This window comes from Protofrankia sp. Cas3 (assembly GCF_963555955.1).
Classification (GTDB): Bacteria; Actinomycetota; Actinomycetes; order Frankiales; family Frankiaceae; genus Protofrankia.
This window is the reverse complement of the sequence record NZ_CAUVXP010000016.1, coordinates 37,139-57,480: the sequence shown is the minus strand read 5'-3', so window position 1 is coordinate 57,480 and position 20,342 is coordinate 37,139. Positions and strand designations below refer to the sequence as shown.

The window sequence follows — 20,342 nt, the reverse complement described above, 5'->3', positions numbered from 1 at the left end:
GTCGACGTCGTTCTGCACTTCGAAGGTGAGCGGCATTCGTCGCTGCGCCTGGTCCGGGCGAGCAAGAACCGTTTCGGCCCCTCCGACGAGGTCGGCTGCTTCGAGATGGGCGACGGCGGCATCCGTGGGATCGCGGATCCCAGTGGGCTGTTCCTGTCCCGCTGGCACGACGGTGGGCCGACGGAGGGCGTCGCGGGCACCTGTGTGACGGTCACGGTCGAGGGCCGCCGACCGCTGGTCGCCGAGGTGCAGGCGCTGGTGGCAACGTCGACGGCGACCGTGCCGCGACGAGCCGTGTCCGGGCTCGACTCGGCCCGGGTCGCGATGATTCTTGCTGTGGTCGAGCGCCGCGGTCGACTTCAACTTGGCAGATCGGACGTATACGCGGCTACCGTCGGTGGGGTCCGGCTCGCCGAGCCGGCCGCCGATCTCGCCGTCGCGCTGGCCACGATCAGCAGCGTTGAGGACCGTCCCATTCCGGCGAACCTCGTCGCCGTCGGCGAGGTAGGTCTGGCCGGCGAGGTCCGGTCGGTGGGTGCGGTCCGCAGGCGTCTGACGGCCGCGTCCCGCCTGGGTTTCCGCTGGGCGCTCGTGCCTCCCGAGGCGGGTCCGGCGCCCGAGGGCATGACGACGATCGAAGTGTGCGACCTGAACAGTGCAATACGGCATATGTACGGCGGTAATGAGTGAAAATTACGGCAGGTAAAAGTATGGCTACAACATCACGGGGGCAGCATGGCAAAGCAGCCCACCCGATACCATCACGATGGCGGAACGCCGAGATACAGAGGGAGCCAGATGGCAGGACCACCCGGGGATGACATCTTCCGGGCGACACTGGCCGCTGTCGCCCCAGGGACCCCATTCCGGGATGGCCTCGAGCGCATCCTTCGCGGCCATACCGGCGGCCTGATCGTCCTCGGCCACGACAAGGCGGTCGAAGGCATCTGCACCGGCGGATTCGAACTGGACGTCGAGTTCTCCGCCACCCGACTGCGGGAGCTCGCGAAGATGGACGGCGCGATCGTCCTGTCGTCCGACCTACAGCGAATCGTCCGGGCCGCCGTCCACCTGGTGCCCGACCCGACCATCTTCACCGACGAGTCCGGTACCCGGCACCGCACGGCCGAACGAGTGGCCAAGCAGAGCGGATACCCGGTGATCTCGGTCAGCCAGTCGATGCGGATCATCGCGCTGTACGTGGCAGGTCTGCGCTACGTTCTTGATGACTCGGCCGCCATCCTGTCCCGGGCCAACCAGGCGCTGGCGACGCTGGAACGGTACAAGATGCGCCTGGACGAGGTCGCCGGCACACTGTCGGCACTCGAGATCGAAGACCTCGTCACCGTCCGTGACGCAATTTTGGTGAGCCAACGGCTGGAGATGGTTCGGCGGATCGCGGACGAGATCGAAGGCTACGTGGTCGAACTCGGTACCGACGGCCGGTTGTTGTCCCTCCAGCTCGAGGAACTGATGGCGGGAGTCGAGACCGAACGAGAACTCGCCGTCCGCGACTATCTGCCCTCAGGGGGTAAGACAGCCACCGCCGCCGAAATCCTCGCCCGGCTCTCCGGGATGTCATCGACCGATCTGCTGGATCTGACCGTGCTCGCCCGCGCACTCGGCTTCCCCGGGGGCGCGGATGTGCTCGACAGCCAGGTCAGCCCCCGTGGTTACCGGATGCTGGCCAAGGTGCCACGACTGCCCCGAATGGTCGTGGACCGACTCGTCGACCACTTCGGCACCTTGCAGAAACTGCTGGCAGCCGGCGTGGACGACCTGCAGACCGTCGAGGGTATCGGCGCCGCACGCGCCAGGGCCGTACGCGAGGGGCTGTCCCGGCTCGCCGAGTCCAGCATCCTCGAACGCTATGTGTGAACCGCATGGGTGAACCGCCCGCACTCGCCGACGCCGTCCTCGACTGGTACGAGGTCTGCGCCCGGGATCTCCCCTGGCGAGACCCGCGGGTGAGCCCGTGGGCGGTGCTCGTCAGCGAGATCATGCTGCAGCAGACGCCGGTCAACCGGGTTCTGCCCGTGTGGCACGAATGGACCGACCGCTGGCCCACCCCGGCCATGCTTGCCGCCGAGCCGGCCGGCGAGGCCGTACGGATGTGGGGGCGCCTTGGCTACCCAAGGCGGGCGCTGCGGCTGCACCAGACCGCAGTCGCCGTCACGCAACGCCACGGCGGAGCAATCCCCGGGGATGTGGACGAACTGCTGCGGCTACCGGGAGTCGGCACCTATACAGCCCGCGCCGTCGCAGCGTTCGCCTTTCGGCAGCGCCACGCGGTGATCGACGTCAATGTCCGGCGGTTTGTCAGCCGTGCGATCGATGGCCGCGACGACCAGCGGACGGCGACATCGCGTCGGGATCTGGAGCGGGTCGAGTCACTGCTGCCCATGGATCCGCAGACCGCGGCCCGGGTCAGCGCGGCATTCATGGAACTCGGGGCGCTGGTCTGTGTCGCGCGGAGTCCCCACTGCGATGCCTGCCCGGTGACGGAGGATTGTGCGTGGCAGCGGGCGGGCCGCCCGCCCGCTGACGGCCCGCCCCGGCGCCCGCAGGGCTATGCCGGGACCGACCGTCAGGTACGTGGACGCCTGCTCGCGGTCCTGCGCGAGGCACCCGGCCCGGTACGCCACGAGCTCCTCGACGCAACGTGGGACGAGCCGGTGCAGCGCGGCCGGGCGCTGGAAGGCCTGCTTGCCGACGGTCTCGCCATGCTGGTCGCGCCGGGTGTCTACGCGCTGCCCGGGCATCGCGCGATCTGAGGATCATCGCGCGCGATCATGGACCTGCCAGCCTGCTGACAAAAACCTGAAAGAGCACCTGACAGCCATATACCGCAGGGTGCCAAAAGTGACCCCACATACCCCTGGATCACGCCACCCTCCGAGTATTTGCTATAAAGCAATATCGATGGCGTCATGCATCCGACAACACGACTGTCCGACCGGTGAGAAAAGGAACCAAAGCGACAACGCGGAACACCTGTGCACGACTCGTGGAAGGACCACAAAGTCGGCTGCACGCGCATCGATCCGAGTTGCTACGTTCACACCGAGGAGGCCCGAAAATGGACACCGACGGCGACCTTGTACCCGAACCCCGAGGCGTACCCGGCGCGGCACCGACCCCACTCGCCGAGGTGGTGACCGTCCGACACGGCCTGCTGGTCGAGCACGAACTCGTCCTTGCAGCCGGCGCCACCGCGGCCGATCTGACCTCCGCCATGATCGTGGTGCCACCGCGAGCAGCGCTGGTCAACTTCCACGGCGACGTCGACCTGTCGCTGGTCTTTCGCGAAGTACCGGGTGACGATGACAACACGCCAGGCCAGGCCTGACGCCGACCCGAGCTGACCAGGGCGGTGCCCAGGTCGAGGCAGCGGCTGGCCTGGTGCGTCGACCCGGCACCGTCAGGCAATATCGTGGGTAGGTGGCCATACTTACTCCCCGCGGCGAGGACTTCCCCCGCTGGTACCAGGATGTGCTCGCCAAGGCGGAACTGGCCGACAACGGCCCGGTCCGCGGGACCATGGTCATCCGACCGTACGGCTACGCGATCTGGGAACGGATGCAGGCCGACGTGGACGCCCGGATCAAGGCGGCCGGAGCGGTCAACGCCTACTTTCCGTTGCTCATCCCCGAAAGCTACCTCCGCCGGGAGGCCCAGCACGTCGAGGGCTTCAGCCCCGAGCTCGCCGTCGTCACCCACGGCGGCGGCAAGGAGCTGGAAGAGCCCGTAGTGGTCCGGCCGACCAGCGAGACCGTCATCGGCGAGTACATGGCGAAGTGGACGCAGAGCTACCGGGACCTCCCACTGCTGCTCAACCAGTGGGCGAACGTCGTCCGGTGGGAGCTGCGCCCCCGGCTTTTCCTGCGCACGAGCGAGTTCCTCTGGCAGGAGGGGCACACCGCGCATGTCGACGAGGCGGACGCGGCCGCGTACGCCCGGCGCATCCACCTCGAGGTCTATCTGGACTTCATGACCTCGGTGCTCGCCATACCCGTGTTCATCGGCCGGAAGACCGCCAAGGAGCGGTTCGCCGGCGCCACCAACACCCTGACCCTCGAGGCGATGATGGGTGACGGCAAGGCGCTGCAGATGGCGACCAGCCACGAGCTCGGCCAGAACTTCGCCCGCGCGTTCGACATCGGCTTCCTGGGCGCCGACCGTGCGCAGCACCTGGCGTGGACGACGTCCTGGGGCTCCTCAACCCGCATGGTCGGTGGTCTGATCATGGCTCACGGGGACGACAACGGGCTGCGGATCCCCCCGCGGCTCGCGCCGACGCAGGTGCTCGTGCTGCCCGTCAAGGATGACCCTGCGCTCACCGAACGCGTTTCCCTGCTCGCCGACGGATTGCGGGCAGCCGGGCTGCGTTGTGGCGTGGACGCACGCCCTGGCCTGTCGTTCGGCCGGCGGGTCACCGACGCCGAGCTGAAGGGCATCCCGGTACGCGTGGAGCTCGGCCCGCGCGATCTCGCGGCCGGTGCTGTCACGCTCGCCCGCCGCGATACATCCGAGAAGATCGTCGTTCCACTCGACGATGTGATGACCAGGGTGCCGACGCTGTTGGACGAGATCCAGAACGCCATGTACGAAGCGGCGCTGGCGACCCGGGACGCTCGTACCCGCGACGTCACGACCGTCGACGAGGCGATCGAGGCGGCATCGGAAGGCTTCGCCCGCCTGCCGTGGGCGGCCGTCGGTCCCGGCGGTGAGACGCGACTCGCCCAGGAGTCACTGACCGTACGCTGCATCCAGCGGCCGGACGGCACCATTCCCGACCGCGACGACGAACCCGATCTCGTCTGCCTGGTCGCCCGCTCCTACTGATCCACCGACTGATCCACCGAATTGATCAGCCGCGCTGATCCTCCGTGAGCGAACTGCCGGTTAGCCACGCCGTTCCCGGGTAATTCGAAGATCAGGCTTATCACAGGCGAGGGCCGCTCCGATGGGCGTCGATGCGATCGAAGATCTGTCGGACAGGTCGCGACCAGCCTGTGCCCGAAGATGCGGGAGGACGCTCGTGGCCGAGAATCCGGATTCGATCAAGACTGAGATTGACACAACCAGAACACGGCTCGCCGACGAGCTCGCCGCCCTGTCGGAGAAGGTACGCCCCGCGAAGGTCGCGGGACGTACCGCCGAAGATGCCAGGATCGTCGCCGCCCACACGTGGGAGCGGGTGGCCACCGGCGCGGCAGGCGCTCGGGTGCGCCTGGCCGGGGCGACCGAGGACCTTGGCCCCAGGGCATCGGCAACCGCCCACAAGGCGTCGGCCACCGCTCACCGGGCGAAGGACACCGCGGGCCGGACCGTACACCGGGTCGGGCAGAATCCTCAGGTCGCTGGAACCGCCCAGCATGCCAGGGCCGCCGCCAGCCAGGCTGCGACAAAAGTCGGCCACAATCCGCACGTGACCGCGACCGCCGAGAAGATGCGGGAATCCACCGAGCACACGGCGCGGACCGTGGCGACCGTGCGCCAGCGGGCCGTCGACAACCCCCGCGCGACCCGTGCCGCCGTGGCAGCCGGCGTGGCGGGCATCGCGGTGACAGCCGCGCTGGTCGTCGTCGTCCGCAGAAGATGCCGCGCCCAGTGACCGCGCCCAGTGACACGGCGCTGCGACAGCAACATCACAGCTGACGACGGTAGCAGCTCGTGAGGTTACCAGCTCAGACCGGTAGCCTCACGGGCTCCGTCAGCAGCTGCCGTACCGGTAGGCGGGATCTCGGCGATCACCACTCGGTCCCGCCCACCTGCCTTCGCGGCGTACAGTGCGCGGTCCGCCATGGCTACCAGCTCGGCCTGATTCGAGACGTGGGTCGGGAAGGCACAGGCTCCCACCGACACGGTGGCGAAGATCATGGTGTCGACGTCCACGGCGATCGGGCTTTCCGCCACCCGGGCACGCAGCCGTTCGGCGAGCGCGCTCAGCTCGCTCAGGTCCACGTTGGACGCCAGAAGCGCGAACTCCTCGCCACCGTGGCGGGCAAGGACGTCGCCTGGTCGGGTCGCTGCGCGCAGCCGGGCGCCGATCTCGGCCAGGACCCGGTCACCCGTGGGATGACCATGCTCATCATTGATCGACTTGAAGTGGTCGACATCAATGATGACCAGGCCCAGCGAACCTCCGCCACGACGCACCCGGGCGACCTCCACGGGCATCGCCGCCTCCAGGAAACGACGGGTGTACAGACCGGTCAGCGGATCGATCATCGCCAGCCGGCGCTGGTCGGAGACGAGCACCGCCATTCGAGCGATCGTCAGCAGAAACATCAGTGCGCACGCCATGGCCATGACCGGAATGTCATGCGTGATCCCACGGGAATATTCGATCATCATCGTGACCGGTGCAGCCAGCGCGGCCCCCAGCAGCGCGGCCAACCGAACACCCCCGAGGTCCTGCTCCGCCGCGGGCGCGGGTACGGCCAACCGGACCATCGTCGGATGAAGTGCCGCCGCACCCAGGGTCACGTTGGCGGCAAGCCACATCCCATCCAGGAAGTTTCCCGCCCGGTAGGTACCAGCGAGCTGCTCCAGTCCGTAGACGGTGTCCGCAACGGTGATCAGGCCAAGATTGCCCATAAGCAGGAAGCATGCCGGCGGCCGGCGGCCGGGCCCGAGAAACAGCCTCAGTCCGACCGCGAGCAGGGCAATATCCATTATTGGATATCCGACCAGGGTCGTAGCCTCGAGCAGCCGGCCGGATCCACCGCGAACATAGGGCCCGATCAGGTACAGCCACGACAGCATGAGAGCGGCGACGGCCAGCGTACCGGCCTCCAGCAGGCCGGGCAGGTCACGCCCGGGAGTGCGATAGCGAATGAAAAGGACGAGACCGGCCAGTGCCAGCGGGTAGCGGGCCAGACCGAAAACGATGGAAAGGACGGGGACGTCCATGACACCAACGATGTCTCTCAGGTCGACTCCGACAACCTGGTGTGGCGAAAAAATGGCTGTTCCAGCGATCACGTACATAATCTGGCTGGCGGCCAGCAACAGCCAGGGCAGCCGCGGTGTGGGCCGGAACCAGCCGACGCCGACGAACACCGCCACCGCCGTACAGACGCTGACCAGAAAGTAGCTCACAACGCGCACCGCACGTCCGCCACCATGTGGCGGCACCAGATGGTAACCGACAATCAGACAGAACCCGAGTATCAGGTAAAGCAGCCATGACTGGCTTGCCACCAGCCGTCTACGTCCTTTTCCCGACCTCATCAGATCGTCCCGTTTTAGCCAGTCTCTCCATGCCGTGGAAGGCGCGGAAGGCGCGGAAAAAACCATTGGTGCGCCGTCTCCAGGAAGTCGGGTGGTACCCGGGACCAGTCGGTCCGCACGGTTCGGCTAGGTGTCGGAGTTCGTGTCATCTGGGCAGTGACCTTCGCGGCGATTCGGCCGTCTCGGGCCCGTCCCGGAGCGCGGAAGAATCATTCCGGGGACTCGACGCGCAGGCTCTGCCGCAATGGCGATAAAACGCGTTTATCACTGGACAACCGGTTCTCCCGAATATAGCCTGGTTTCCTGTGAACGTCCCGTGAGGGTCGACCCCACCATTTGATGATCTTCTGTGGCCGCCTCCGAACCGGGCCATCCCGTCCTCGCCACGATGCGTAACGGAAATCGGCTCTTCCTCATGTGTCCAGCACCCCCTTTGCCGACCGGCAGCCTGTCCCTGGTCGGCAGGCCCCCCGCCGACCAGGGACAACGGCCAGCACCGGCAAAGCGGTACGTGACCGACATCCCTTGTATCGAGTTGTACATCCATCTTCGGTCCCAGTGAAACAGTATGGGGGGGTGGTTTCCGCAATCGACATATGGGGCCGTATCCGCGCAACGGTCGCCGAGCGCGACCATGAGATCAGGGCGCTGCGCGCCGCTCTCGGCCCGCCATGGACGCGGCGGTGGCACCGGCGACCGCCCTGGCCGCACAACCGCCACGACTGGACGAACATCGCCTGGGAACTCGGCATCCGGCGCAAAAGGACGGTCGGCAACCTCGTCCTGGACACCGACGGCAGCTCGGATGCGACCTGCGCGACACACCGGAGCCACCGCCTCCGACAAAGTGATCAGAAACACCACCGGCAACTGACAAGCCGCGAAGCCGATCCACAGCGGGCTCGTGCGCGAACTATCTTCCAGGGTTCCGATCCCGAAAACGGCCTTTTTGATCTACAAAGTTCGAAAAATCCCATGCGGGGACTACCACGGCCCCGCCGCCGGTCCCCTGGTGCCATCTGACGATCAATTCGATCACGATCGACCGACGCCTGGACAACCTTTTACCTATACACCTCAACCATCCGGCGACATACGGGTGTGATCGATCATACGTTTGTGTTCTGTGATCGGGTTGTTACCTGCTCGAGAAAGTTGATGCGCCCACAGTCGCAAACCCCGCCGGGCTCGGTAGCGTGATCCCCGAGTGGGGTGCGGGTCGTAGGAGAGGAGCGGGCGTGCTGGCGCCGCTGACCGACGCTGATCCCCGAAAAGTCGGGAGGTACCGGCTCCAAGGACGACTGGGCGCCGGCGGGATGGGCACCGTCTATCTCGGCTTTGACGAGGATGGCCACCCAATGGCGGTGAAGGTCATCCGCCCGGAGCTGCTCGGTGACGCGGACTTCCGGAAACGGTTCCGCCGCGAGGTCGCGGCGGCGCGCCGGGTCCGCGGGAACTATGTGGCCGAGGTGCGTGACGCCGACGTCGACGCGGAACGCCCGTGGATGGCGACCGAGTACGTCGACGGTGTGAGCCTTGCCACGGCCGTGGCCGAACGCGGCCGGCTCGGCGGCTCCACACTGGTCAACCTCGCCACCGGCCTGGCAGACGCTCTCGTCGCCGTCCACGGGGCCGGGCTTGTGCATCGTGATCTGAAACCGTCGAACATCCTGCTGGCCTGGGATGGCCCGAAGGTCATCGACTTCGGAATCGCCCATGTCGTCGACACAACCGAGCACACCCAGACCGGTCACGTCATCGGGACCGTCGCCTGGATGGCACCGGAGCAGCTGCGCGGCGAACGGGCCGGGCCCGCCGCCGACATCTTTTCCTGGGGTATGTGCGTCGTGTTCGCCGCGACCGGGCGCCACCCCTTCGCGGCGGACACACCCACCGCCTCCGCGCTTCGCATGCTGCGGGAAGAACCCGACCTCAGCGGCATTCCCGATGGCCTGGCACCGTTGACACGACGTGCACTCAACAGAGATCCGGGCCGGCGACCCACCGCCGTCGAACTGGTCACCGGTGTGGTCCGCAATTATGTGGACAGCGTCGATCTCGCGGATCAGGTCACCCGGCATGTCCTGATCACACCGCCGCCGCCACCACCGTCGACGCCCACACCGCTACCGGTGGCGATTCCCGTACCGACGGTTCCGGCGGTAGCTGCCCTACCTGGGACACCGGCCGTGCCTGCGATGTCAGCCGTGCCTGCGACGTCAACCGTGCCACTGACACCGGAGGTGCCGTCGGCCGATCGCGCGGGGAACCCCGCCGCGGCCGACCGGGTAGCCCGCCGAGTGGGCCGCCGAGTGGGCCGAGGGACCGCCACGCACAGTCCACCTGGCGCCGGGACCGCCGCGGCCGGCCGCGTCACCACTCCCGCACGCCGTTGGCAGCTGGCGCTGGTCACCGTCGCCGCGGGGATCGCGCTGGGTATCAGCGCCGGACTGGTGGTCGCCGTGGCACTGCGAGTCGCTCCCGGTACCAGCACGGGCGCCAGTGGCGCCGTCCCGGCGCCCGCGGGCAGGCCCGTCCCGAGCGGCGGCATGATCCCTCCAACCGTTGCGGGGTTGTGGACGTCCAGCCGGCCGATGGACTCCGCCAGACCACCGGTGGACGCGCCGTCGGTAGCCGGCGAGGGCATGTCATCGATGCAACCGGCGGGCGTCCCGTCACCGCCGGCCGCCGAGCCGGTGGCACCTGCGCCCAACGCGGCGAACGTGCCCAACGCTGCGAACATCGACAGGACGTCGCCGCGGCAGCCGGCCACGTCGATCCAGCCGGAGCCCACGCAGGCGCCCGCACCGGCCCCGGCCACCACGAGCCCGGCGCAGTCACCGCCCAGGCCATCGCCGACCCCACCCGAGGCGACCCAGACGAGCGCACCGCCGCCGGTGGCCACCACCCCGGCACAGCCGCCACCCACCACCGCATCCAGCGCACCAACAACCTCAGCACCCAGATCTCCGTCCGCCACGACGTCAAAGCCTGCGGCGACAACGATGCAACCGGTATCCACGCAGTCGGTGCCACCGTCAGCGACTGGCTCGAACGTCACGCGATCCGCCGAGCCACGGCCACGGCGGATCGCGCCCTTAGCGCCGTCCCCACGGCGGACCGGAACCCACCACGGCGTCAAAATCGCAAAAGATACGATCGGGACCCAGGATGTCAGGAACGGCGTCACGCGCTGCCCACCTCGCGGTCAGCCGCCTTCCGGTCGTGACACCGAGTGGCTGCTGCGCATCCTGGAGATCGAAATGCCGCGCGGCGCCGGCTGGAGGAGCGACGTCCACAGGCCGGCCGTTCAGATGTCGACCGTTCAGATGTCGACCGTGAATATGCGGTCCGTTCTCATGTGCGCCGCAACCGCCCGATTCTCCGAATTTCTCCAAGCCACCGGGACCGCGGCGGGAGCGGGCACGACCGGTTGTTACTCGCAAATCGTAAGATATCGGAATGAACGAGTCATAACATCTGCAGGTAGCTGTACCGACTTCTCGATATGATCTTCTCTGCCGGGATCGACGCGGCCAGAATGAGCCGGCCTGTTGGGTGATGGGACGAGCCTGGACGGGCATACCGCTCCCAGGCCCGGCGGCTTGTCGTTGCCCAGAATCCAGCACCCAGGCTGCGGCTTGGGCGCCGCCGTGATCCCCGGACACGGAGGACCCTGTGACCGACTCCAGCACCGATCTCACCGGCAACGGCCACCGGCACGGCAGCTCCATCTCGTCGCCACCGCACCGGTTCGACGCGACGATCGCCACCGCCCGGACGATCGCCTACCTGCTCCTGGCACCGCTGCCAGCCCGCTGGGCACACTCTGCGACGGTGGCGGCCCAGGCAGACGAGATCGCGTCCACTGTCGCGTCGTCCGACCGGGGCCTGCTGGTCTCCGCGGCCTGGCTGCACGACATCGGCTACTCCCCACTGCTGATCGATTCTGGCTTTCATCCGCTTGACGGCGCGCTCCACCTCATCCGGGCCGGCGCACCGATGCGGCTTGCCGCGCTGGTCGCGCATCACTCCGAAGCACGGCTGCTCGCGCAACCACGCGGGCTGCTCGACGCTCTCGATGAGTTTCCACGGGAGGACGGATCTGTCACGGACGCGCTCGCCTACGCGGACATGACCGCGGGACCAACCGGTGAGATCATGTCCGTGGCACGACGCTTCGCCGACATCCGCGAACGGCACGCCGATGAACCTCCGGACCTGTTCGCCGCACGGCGCCGGCGAGAGCCACAGCTCCTCGCCGCGACGGCACGCGCCGCGCGGCGCCTGCGAGGCTGCGGACCGCAAACGTACGTCCCCGAGTCGGCGCGGGACCTGACGTACGCCGGTTCGGCTGCGATCCATGGCACCACGATCCGTGGCACCACCGGCGACAGCACCACCGGCGACAGCACCACCGGCCGTGCACACCCGTGATCTCACCGGAGCCACGGGGCACAGGCACGAACGCACGGCACGAGGCTCGGCGGCCGGCGCGACGCCGTCGGGCCATCCTGCACTCCATCCTGCGTGCGTTACTGACCACGACAGTGCTGGTCGTGCTCTACTACCTGCTGCCGCTGGACCGCCCGCCCGCAAGCAGCGCCGGCGCAGCCGTCCGGGTGGCCGTCGGTCTGGTCGTGTTCACCACTGTGATCAGCATTCAGGTCTGGCAGATCGCCCACGCCCCCTACCCAAGACTGCGTGCCGTGGAGTCCATCGCCGCGTCCCTGCCACTGTTTCTACTGCTCTTCGCAATCACGTACTTCCTGCTCGCCCAGGAACAGGCAGCCGCCTTCACGGAGCCGTTGACCCGTACGGACGCCCTGTATTTCACGATCACCGTGTTCAGCACGGTCGGATTCGGCGACATCGCGCCCCGGACCGAGGCGGCCCGGGTCATAGCAATGATTCAGATGCTGGGCGACCTCGTCGCCATCGGCGTGATCGCACGAATCTTCGTCAGTGCGATCACAGCCGGGCTCCAGCGCCGATCCACAACGACGACGGAACCCGACAGTGAATCGGTCGACACCGACCCATCCACGATTGACAGGTGACGACCACCACGAGGATGCGCTGACATCACGTCGGAGTCCTTCGCAGTCGTTCAACGGTGTTCGAAGGCGTCCGAAGGCGTCCGAAGGCGTCCGAAGGCGATTCGCCCGGACGGGTGGTTCGGGTCCCCCCGGATCCTCGGGGCACGCGACGCGAGCCATGATCGCATACCCTGCGGCCCTGCGGATGGGCACCACGGGTAGCCTGCACCGACCGTGAAGAGCATGGACAACGCCACGAACGCGGGCGGCAACCGGCGGAGCCGACTCACCGAGCCGGGCTGGCTGCTGCTGCCGTTGCGGGTGTTTCTCGGCGTCACGTTCACCTTCGCCGGACTGCAGAAACTCGCCGACCCCGCTTACCTCGACCCGGCATCGCCGACGTCGGTCCATCGACAGATCGGGTCCTTCGTCCATTCCAGCCCGATCGGAGCACTTCTCGGCCTGGCCCAGCCGTATCCGGACACCGTCGGAATCCTGATCGCAATAGGCGAGGTCGCCGTTGGCATCGGGACCCTCATCGGCCTGTGGGCCCGGCTCGCCGCCGTCGCGGGCACCGTCTTCTCCCTGATATTCCTGCTCACGGTCAGCTGGCATACGCGGCCGTACTACTACGGCTCGGACATCGTCTTCGTCGTCATGTGGTTGCCGTTCACCGCGGTGGGCAGCGCCGGGGTGCTGTCGGTGGACGCCTGGCTCATCCAGGTGCACGGTCACGACGCTCGGCGCCGCGCGCTGCTGCGTCAGGGTGCGGTGACCGGCCTCGCAGCGCTGGGCGCTCTGGGCACCGCTGGCCTGACCGCCTGGCTAGGCCGGGCGGTCGGTGGGCGTACGGTTTCCCATCCAACGGTAGCGGCGGCACCCGACGACAACGTCGGCGGCACAGTTGTCGCGCGGACGGACGAGATCGATCAGGGATCGGCGAAGAGCTTCACCAACCCCCGTTCCGGGGAGCCGGCCTGGCTCGTCCATCTACCGGCAGGTGGATTCGCCGCGTTTTCGGCCGTGTGCACCCATGCCGGATGTGCCGTGAGCTTCCAAACCTCTGACCAGCAGTTCGCCTGCCCCTGCCACGGCGCGTTCTACTCGGCCTCGAGCGGGGCGGTCCTCGGTGGCCCGGCGCCGTTCCCGCTGACCCGCCTGCCGCTGCGCCTCGACGGCGACAACGTCGTCGTCGACTGATCTCAAAAGTCATCCGCGTGGGATGTCAGCCCGGTCGGTTGGTCGAAGGATGTGAATCTCATGCTGCTGGAACAGCATCAGATTCACATCGTCAGGAGTGCCGCCACGAGGAGCGCTCGCCACGATGATCATCGATCAAGAAAGGGGGCTCAGGCCCTGCTGACTTTTCGCTGACCTCCGAGCCTGAGCCGGACCTCGAAAACGAGGAAGACCCTCCACCGGAGGGTCCATGGCCTGCGAGAACAGATGGTCGGGGTGGCGGGATTCGAACCCACGACCTCTTCGTCCCGAACGAAGCGCGCTACCAAGCTGCGCCACACCCCGCGACCATCACGAAGTCTACCTGATCCACCGACGGGCACGGGCACGGGTACGGGCGCGGGCACCGGCGCCGGGCAGCGGCGCCGGGCACCGGCCAGCGCTCAGGCCGCGGCGGTGAGGCTGATCAAAGTAGCCTCAGGTCGGCAGGCGAAACGAATCGGCGCGAACGGCGAGGTCCCCAGGCCAGCGGACACGTGCAGCCACGACGTCCGCCCGCCCGCCTCGTACCGGGAGAGTCCGCGCACACGGGCCCGGTCGATGCCGCAGTTGGTCACCAGCGCCCCGGCGAACGGCACCCGGATCTGGCCGCCGTGGGTGTGGCCCGAGAGGGTCAGCGCCACCCCGTCGGCGGTGTAGGCGTCCAGAACCCGCGGCTCCGGAGTGTGTGACAGCCCCAGCCGCAGATCGACATCGGCGTCGTCCCGGGCACCGAGCACTGAAGGCACATCGTCCCTGCACAACCTGGCGTCGTCGACGCCACGCACGTCGATCTGCCGTCCGGCGACGCGCATCACAGTCCGGTAGTTGGTGAGGTCGATCCATCCGCTGTCGGCCGCCAGGGTCTTGGCGAACGCCGCCCAGTTCAGCGGAGGCCCCTTCGGCATGGTGTCGTCCTTCGACGAAAAGTAGTGATGCGGGCTCTTCAGCGTCGGCACGAAATAATCGTTGTTCCCCGGTACGAACACACCGGGAAAGCCGAACATCGAGGACAGTGCCGCCAGGGTCGGCTCCGCTGAATCCGGATGCGACAGCACGTCACCGGTCAGGGCCACGAGATCGGGCATCAGCCGGGCCAGGTCCGAGATCCACGCAAGTTTTCCGCGCTGCTTGGGGGTGATATGCAGGTCGGAGATGTGCAAAATGCGCAACGGGCCGGCCCCGTCAGCAAGCGCCGGCACCACCAGACGGCGCAGCGTGTAGGCAGTCCGCTCATAGCCTGCGGCGTAGGCAAGGCTCACCGCACCTGCTACGCCAAGCCCGGTGGCCGCACGCCCGGCGGCCCTTCGCAGCGTCCCCGAGGAGAACCGTCGCACACTCGTCATTGGACCAGTGTGGCCCAGGTTCCGCCCATTGCAGGCGTTCTCCGCGCCGCGCCACGCGGGCAGACGGCCACGGGCAGCCTGACGATCGTGAACACCAGGGCGCCCGGGAGGCGTTAGGGTCAGGTCGCGTGAGCGAACTCAAGGATCGCCTGCGGGCGGATCTCACCACGTCGATGAAGGCCCGGGACGCGCTGCGTACCTCCACTCTACGGATGGCCATGGCCGCGGTGAAGGACGAGGAGGTAGCCGGTCGCAGCGCACGGGAGCTGTCCGACGCCGACGTTGCGAAGGTGCTCACCCGCGAGGTCCGCAAGCGGCGCGAAGCCGCGGACGCGTTCGCCGCAGCCGGGCGTGCGGCCCAGGCCGAACAGGAGCGGAACGAGGGCGAGATCCTCGCCGGCTACCTTCCCCAGCAGTTGAGCGACGACGAGCTCACTCTGATCATCGAGAGAGTGCTCGCCGCGCAGGACCTCTCCGGCCAGCAGGCGATGGGTGCCGCGATGAAGGCTGTGCAGTCCGAGGTGGCCGGGCGAGCGGACGGATCCCGGGTGTCCGCCCTGGTCCGTGCCCGGCTGACCTCCTGACACGATCGGGCCACACCTCAGTTCCCGCTGAACACCTCAGTTCCCGCTGAACACGTCGAAGATGCTCTTGCCTCGCCTGCGCGTCGGGCTCGGAGTCACCGTCGCGGGCTGTTGAGTGGGTACCGTCGCCGCGCCCGGCGACAGGGTTGAGGTTGCGCCGCCGTCCGATCGGGGCTGGGAGTCAGGACCCTGCGAGACCATCAGCACCACGTTCGAGCCAGCCTCGACATCCTGGCCGCCCGACGGATTCATCGCCAGCACCGTACCCGCCGCCGCCGGGTTGTCGACCTGCTGGACCGTCACCCGGAAACCCTGCGCGGTCAACAGCACCCGCGCCAGAAGAACGTTCTGACCGACGACATCGGGCAGCATCTCCTTGGGTGGATTGGGTTCGCTGTCGTCGGGAGCGGGCATGGCCGCGACCGGCAGGTTGAGCCCGTCGATCGTGCCGCGCATGGTTCTCGCCCACGCCGCGGCGGGCAGGTCACCGCCGTAGACCTGGTTGAGGCCCTGCACGTTGCGCAGCGGGTAGGTCGTGGGCGACCGGGGGTCCGCGAGGGTCACCGCGACGGAGAGCTGCGGGATGTAGCCGGCGAACGACGCGGTACTGAAGCCCTGCGCCGTCCCGGTCTTGCCGGCCGCAGGTCTGCCGATCTGCGCGTTTTTCGCTCCGGTCCCGTGCAGGATGACCCCCTCCAGTACCGAGGTGACCTTGTCCGCAACGTCTGGCGCGAGCACCTGGCGGCACGCCTGGGGCGTCGTGTAGGTGACCGGCCGGTCCGTACCGCCGACCCGCTGAGTAATCGATTCAAATGGTTGTGGATCGCAGCGGACGCCACGAGCTGCGAGCGTGGCGTAGGCGGTCGCCAGGTCCATCGTGGAGATCTCGTTGGAACCGAGGACGGCCGAACCGTCGCGCGATCCGATACCGCCGGACGGGCAGCGCTGGCTGAGAGTCGGCGTCTGATCCTGCACCCGGCACGACGTCACACCGAGTCTGCGCGCCATCTCGGCGGTGTTCTGGATGCCGACATTCTCCGCGAGCTGGATGTAGTAGGTGTTCACCGAATGCCAGGTTGCCGTCGTCATCGAGTACAGACCGGCCTCGGTGGGGTCGGCGTTGCCGAAGCAGTCCGCGGGGCTCGCCCGCGTGCTCCCCTCTGCCCGAGGATTGTTGAAGACATTCGAGTGATAGCACACCGGCGAGTAATACGTCGTGCCCAGCGGCATCCCCTTCTCAATGGCCGCCGCCAGGGTGAAGACCTTGAAGGTCGACCCCGGTGAGAACGAGGTCTCCTCGAGCGGAATGATCTGCTTTGTGTGGGTGAAGTCGGTGGTCCGATCCGGCGCCAGCCCGTCCGAGGACGGTCCGTAGACCCGGTTGACGGCCAGCGCCAGCACCTTTCCGGTACCAGGCTGGATCATCGCCACACCCGCGGCGACCCGGTTACCCGGCGGCAGAACCCCGGTCACGGCGTTCTGCGCGGCGGCCTGGGCAACCGGATTGAGCGTGGTACGGATCGTCAGACCGCCTTCGAACAGCAACCGCTCACGGTCCGCCCGGGTCGCGCCGAACCGGTCGTCCGCGAGCAGGGTGCGCCGGACATAGGCACAGAAGAACGGAACCGACGACAGCTGGCAGGGGTCTACCGCCTGGGGCGGGCGGTTCAGCTTCAAGGGCATTGCCCGGGTTTCGCTCAGTTGGCCGTCGCTGAGATGGCCGAGTTCGTGCATACGATCCAGGACGATGTCACGGCGGACGGTCGCAGCCTGCGGATGCAGCACCGGATTGTAGGCCGTGGGATTCTTCACCAGGCCGGCCAGCACTGCCGCCTGCGGGAGGGTGAGCTGACTCACGTCCACGTTGAAGTAATGTTTCGCCGCGGTCTGCACACCGTAGGCGCCGTCCCCGAAGTACGCTATGTTCAGATACCGTTCGAGAATCTGATCCTTGTTCAGGTGGTCCTCGAGGTACAACGCGTAACGCGCTTCACGAAGCTTTCGCTTGACCGTTTGTTCGGTCGCGGCCTCTTTCGTCTCCCTGGTGGTCGCGGCCTGGAGCAGGACGTTCTTCACGTACTGCTGCGTAAGAGTGGAGCCACCCTGCGTGACCGAACCGGATTCCTGGTTGGTTACATAGGCCCGGATCAATCCCTTGTAATCAAGGCCGGTGTGTTCGTAGAAACGAGAGTCCTCAATGTCGATGATTGCCTGACGCATCACCATCGGCACCTGGTCAAGTGCCACGATCTCCCGGTCCTGCTCACCCCGCAGGTACCCGATCACATTTCCCTGGGAATCCAGCATGCGGGAGGCCTGGGGCAACGGCGGAACGGTGAGATTGGCCGGTAGCTCCAGGAACGAGTCGGCCCCGCCCTTGGCCGTCAGACCCACCAGAGCCGCGAACGGCACCGCCACGAAGGCAAGCAGGACGCCGGCCAGCCCAGTGATGATCACGAACCGCGCGGCCCGGCCGACAGCTCTCCGGACCCGCGACCGAAGCGTCCGGGGCCTCGCCGGCATGCGACCGCCGGCGGGTGCGCCGCGCCTGGCGGTGCCGGAACGACCGGAACCGGCCGGAGGCTCCGGATACCGACGGTGTGACTCCGTCGTCGCTGTCACGTCCGGGAACCTCCAAACGGGCCCCCCTCGCGACCACTCGGCCGCGCAATCGGCACAAGCCTATGACCCCAGCCGCCAGACACGTGACTGTCACGCGGACGACACGAACCAGTGACAGAACGCACCACATTCACGACCCGGATCAATGGCCCGGACGGGTCATTTGAACAACCACCCGTGTGGGGTCTGTGCCGTGGCAAGGGCGCTCCGTACGGTTTCGGGCGAAGCCACGTCACCACCCGCACGGGCCCCCTGACCCGGACTCGAGAAGAAAGGCAGGTGGCATGACCAGCAGCCTGGCTACCCGCACCAGTGCCGCACGACGTGCCAGCACAACCCAGCTGATCGGCTCGACCGTCGACGGCGACTGGACAGCGAACGCGGCCTGCCGCGATCTGGACCCCGACGATCTCTTCGTCCAGGGTGCCGCGCAGAATCGGGTGAAAACTCGCTGCTTTGGATGCGTCGTTCGGACCGAATGCCTCGCCGACGCCCTTGACAACCGAGTCGAATTCGGAGTCTGGGGCGGCATGACTGAACGGGAACGCCGCGCACTTCTGCGGCGGCGGCCCGATGTCGCGTCCTGGCGGAAGCTGCTCGCAGACGCGCGTGCCCATCATGGGACCGCCTCCGCGGGTTAGGACCGTCCGCACTCAGGGTCTGTCCGATGGATCTTCGATCACGCGGATCAATGCCCGGAAGGCGCCCCGCCACGTTGTCGTCGTCACCGATAGAACACCACTATCGGCTCCTCCTCCGCCTCGCGGGCCGCTTTCTGGATCATCGCTCGCATCGACCAATATCCATCGGACGGACCCTAGCCCCCAGTCTGACGATCCAGCCTCCGACTCGTCCCTCGCACCTCATTATCACACCCCGATGAGGTGCGCGGGATGGCGACGCCCCCGAAGAGACAACTTCTCGATGACGGCGTCCCGGGAGGCCCGACAGCGTTCCGGGGACTTCGGCCTCCGGGCGCGCGATCTGACGATCGTCGCGCACCCTTTGGCCCGATATTCAGGTGGCGAGGTGCGTGCCCCCGTCCTGCGACGCCGCGTCCGCTATCGCCGGCCCTTGATCAGGTCAGCCGGCATGGTGGAGAACGTACTCCCCGACGAGCGCGGCACCGACCTCGCGTAGTCCAGCAAGATCGTGAACATCTCCGGCAAGCGCGTCGACCTCGACCAGCGGCGTATCAGGATGCGCGCTGGTGAAACGCTCGCGCAACCGGTTCTCGCGAGTGGACAGCCGTACTCTTTCCGCATGGACCCGCAATACCGCCGCTGCCAGCGGATGCTCGGCGTGCTCGACAAGTGTTTCCGCCGCAGCGAGGCTGCGTTCCACGGTCAGCCCGCGGGCCCCGCGGCGCACCGGGTGAACCCGATTGATGACGAGGCCCGCCAGCGGCATTCCGTCCGAATCCAGCCGGTCGACAAAGTAGGACGCCTCCCGCAGGGCGGCAGCCTCGGGCGCGGCGACCACGACAAATGAGGTGCCGGGCGCACCCAACAACTGGTATGTCTGCTCGGCGCGCTGGCGAAAACCGCCGAACATGGTTTCCATGGCCGCCACGAACTGACTGACATCCGCCAGGAGCTGCGCACCGACAATCCTGGTCAGGATCTTGCCGAACACGCCGAGCCCGACCCCGACGACTTTCAGGTACATCTTCCCCCCGGCCTTCGCCGGGGCGAGCAACAGGCGGAGCAGCCGACCGTCCAGAAATGCTCCCAGCCGGGTGGGCGCGTCGAGGAAGTCCAGAGCCGACCGGGTCGGCGGGGTGTCGACGACGATGAGATCCCAGTCTCCCGTCGCGTCCAACTGGCCGAGCTTCTCCATCGCCATGTATTCCTGGGTACCGGCAAAGGATGACGACAACGACTGGTAAAATGGATTGTCGAGCAGCTGCCGGGCCCGCTCCGGAGTTGCGTGGACCAGAACGATCTCATCAAACGTCCTTTTCATGTCGAGCATCATCGCGTCGAGGCGGCCACCGGCCGATCGGTCGACCCCGGCGACCTCCCGCGGAATGTTGTCCAACTCCGTCAGGCCCATGGACTGTGCCAATCGACGCGCCGGGTCGATCGTCAGGACGACCACCTGGCGGCCCTGTTCCGCCGCGCGCAGGGCCAGCGCCGCGGCGATGGTGGTCTTCCCGACGCCACCCGATCCGCAGCAAACAATGATCTTCTCACTGTCAAGCATCGCATCGACATCCAACGGCGGTACCGGCAACGGCGGCGCGGGCAACGGCCGCTGTGAGAGCTGCCTGTGCGTCCCGCTCATCCCATCCA

The 20,342-nt window shown here is 67.3% G+C and carries 16 protein-coding genes and 1 tRNA gene; 12 read left to right on the top strand and 5 right to left on the bottom strand.

All coding sequences use genetic code 11. The annotated features are described in order from the left end of the window. The 6 genes from U9983_RS05380 to U9983_RS05355 all read left to right on the top strand — a co-directional run. Nucleotides 1–690: S16 family serine protease (locus U9983_RS05380; protein ID WP_322752949.1), on the top strand; the 690-nt coding region annotated here is incomplete at its 5' end. Nucleotides 691–798: 108 nt separating this feature from the next. Next, nucleotides 799–1,878 carry a DNA integrity scanning diadenylate cyclase DisA gene (gene disA, locus U9983_RS05375; RefSeq protein ID WP_322747676.1) on the top strand — a complete coding sequence of 360 codons (1,080 nt, stop codon included), beginning with the start codon at nt 799–801 and terminating at the stop codon, nt 1,876–1,878. Between the two features lie 5 nt (nt 1,879–1,883). After that, nucleotides 1,884–2,774 carry an A/G-specific adenine glycosylase gene (locus U9983_RS05370; RefSeq protein WP_322752948.1) on the top strand — a complete coding sequence of 297 codons (891 nt, stop codon included), beginning with the start codon at nt 1,884–1,886 and terminating at the stop codon, nt 2,772–2,774. Between the two features lie 305 nt (nt 2,775–3,079). Then, on the top strand, nt 3,080–3,349 hold the full coding sequence (locus U9983_RS05365; RefSeq protein ID WP_322752947.1) for a hypothetical protein: 270 nt from the start codon (nt 3,080–3,082) through the stop codon (nt 3,347–3,349). A 92-nt stretch (nt 3,350–3,441) separates the two neighbouring features. Then, complete coding sequence (gene proS, locus U9983_RS05360) at nt 3,442–4,845, top strand: proline--tRNA ligase (RefSeq protein ID WP_322752946.1); 1,404 nt, start codon at nt 3,442–3,444, stop codon at nt 4,843–4,845. Nucleotides 4,846–5,041: 196 nt separating this feature from the next. Then, on the top strand, nt 5,042–5,617 hold the full coding sequence (locus U9983_RS05355) for a DUF3618 domain-containing protein (RefSeq protein ID WP_322752945.1): 576 nt from the start codon (nt 5,042–5,044) through the stop codon (nt 5,615–5,617). Between the two features lie 65 nt (nt 5,618–5,682). On the opposite strand, the gene U9983_RS05350 is transcribed toward U9983_RS05355, so the two are convergent. Next, a complete protein-coding gene (locus U9983_RS05350) occupies nt 5,683–7,209 on the bottom strand; it encodes a GGDEF domain-containing protein (RefSeq protein WP_322752944.1) in 1,527 nt (508 codons plus the stop codon). 1,268 nt (nt 7,210–8,477) lie between these two features. Between U9983_RS05350 and U9983_RS05345 the strand changes: the two genes are divergently transcribed. The 4 genes from U9983_RS05345 to U9983_RS05330 all read left to right on the top strand — a co-directional run bounded on the left by U9983_RS05345 (nt 8,478) and on the right by U9983_RS05330 (nt 13,478). Next, nucleotides 8,478–10,751 carry a serine/threonine-protein kinase gene (locus tag U9983_RS05345; protein WP_322752943.1) on the top strand — a complete coding sequence of 758 codons (2,274 nt, stop codon included), beginning with the start codon at nt 8,478–8,480 and terminating at the stop codon, nt 10,749–10,751. A 166-nt stretch (nt 10,752–10,917) separates the two neighbouring features. Further along, a complete protein-coding gene (locus U9983_RS05340; RefSeq protein ID WP_322752942.1) occupies nt 10,918–11,676 on the top strand; it encodes an HD domain-containing protein in 759 nt (252 codons plus the stop codon). Beyond that, nucleotides 11,673–12,299 (top strand): potassium channel family protein, encoded by a 627-nt coding sequence (locus U9983_RS05335; protein ID WP_322752941.1) that lies wholly within the window; start codon nt 11,673–11,675, stop codon nt 12,297–12,299. Before U9983_RS05340 ends, U9983_RS05335 begins: the two co-directional genes overlap by 4 nt. A gap of 222 nt (nt 12,300–12,521) precedes the next feature. Continuing rightward, nucleotides 12,522–13,478 carry a TQO small subunit DoxD gene (locus tag U9983_RS05330; RefSeq protein WP_322752940.1) on the top strand — a complete coding sequence of 319 codons (957 nt, stop codon included), beginning with the start codon at nt 12,522–12,524 and terminating at the stop codon, nt 13,476–13,478. 247 nt (nt 13,479–13,725) lie between these two features. Here U9983_RS05330 and U9983_RS05325 read toward each other — a convergent pair. Both U9983_RS05325 and U9983_RS05320 read right to left on the bottom strand, forming a co-directional pair. Beyond that, nucleotides 13,726–13,802 (bottom strand) — tRNA-Pro (locus U9983_RS05325). A 98-nt stretch (nt 13,803–13,900) separates the two neighbouring features. Further along, nucleotides 13,901–14,842 (bottom strand): metallophosphoesterase, encoded by a 942-nt coding sequence (locus U9983_RS05320; protein ID WP_322752939.1) that lies wholly within the window; start codon nt 14,840–14,842, stop codon nt 13,901–13,903. Between the two features lie 128 nt (nt 14,843–14,970). Between U9983_RS05320 and U9983_RS05315 the strand changes: the two genes are divergently transcribed. Next, nucleotides 14,971–15,426 carry a GatB/YqeY domain-containing protein gene (locus U9983_RS05315; RefSeq protein ID WP_322747688.1) on the top strand — a complete coding sequence of 152 codons (456 nt, stop codon included), beginning with the start codon at nt 14,971–14,973 and terminating at the stop codon, nt 15,424–15,426. Between the two features lie 36 nt (nt 15,427–15,462). On the opposite strand, the gene U9983_RS05310 is transcribed toward U9983_RS05315, so the two are convergent. Then, nucleotides 15,463–17,949, bottom strand: a complete 2,487-nt coding sequence (locus U9983_RS05310) for a penicillin-binding protein (RefSeq protein WP_416211281.1) — start codon at nt 17,947–17,949, stop codon at nt 15,463–15,465. A 383-nt stretch (nt 17,950–18,332) separates the two neighbouring features. Between U9983_RS05310 and U9983_RS05305 the strand changes: the two genes are divergently transcribed. Further along, entirely contained in the window at nt 18,333–18,689 is a 357-nt protein-coding gene (locus U9983_RS05305) for a WhiB family transcriptional regulator (protein WP_322747691.1), read from the top strand. Between the two features lie 442 nt (nt 18,690–19,131). Here U9983_RS05305 and U9983_RS05300 read toward each other — a convergent pair whose 3' ends face one another. Then, nucleotides 19,132–20,334, bottom strand: coding sequence for an ArsA family ATPase (locus U9983_RS05300; RefSeq protein ID WP_322752937.1), 1,203 nt, complete (start codon nt 20,332–20,334; stop codon nt 19,132–19,134). Between the last annotated feature and the right edge of the window lie 8 nt (nt 20,335–20,342).

Bases quoted from the DNA above. Each gene is read 5' to 3' on its own strand.
- disA (WP_322747676.1), top strand. From the start codon at position 799: ATGGCAGGACCACCCGGGGATGACATCTTCCGGGCGACACTGGCCGCT.
- U9983_RS05370 (WP_322752948.1), top strand. From the start codon at position 1,884: ATGGGTGAACCGCCCGCACTCGCCGACGCCGTCCTCGACTGGTACGAG.
- U9983_RS05365 (WP_322752947.1), top strand. From the start codon at position 3,080: ATGGACACCGACGGCGACCTTGTACCCGAACCCCGAGGCGTACCCGGC.
- U9983_RS05330 (WP_322752940.1), top strand. From the start codon at position 12,522: ATGGACAACGCCACGAACGCGGGCGGCAACCGGCGGAGCCGACTCACC.
- U9983_RS05320 (WP_322752939.1), bottom strand. From the start codon at position 14,842: ATGACGAGTGTGCGACGGTTCTCCTCGGGGACGCTGCGAAGGGCCGCC.
- U9983_RS05310 (WP_416211281.1), bottom strand. From the start codon at position 17,949: ATGCCGGCGAGGCCCCGGACGCTTCGGTCGCGGGTCCGGAGAGCTGTC.
- U9983_RS05305 (WP_322747691.1), top strand. From the start codon at position 18,333: ATGACCAGCAGCCTGGCTACCCGCACCAGTGCCGCACGACGTGCCAGC.
- U9983_RS05300 (WP_322752937.1), bottom strand. From the start codon at position 20,334: ATGAGCGGGACGCACAGGCAGCTCTCACAGCGGCCGTTGCCCGCGCCG.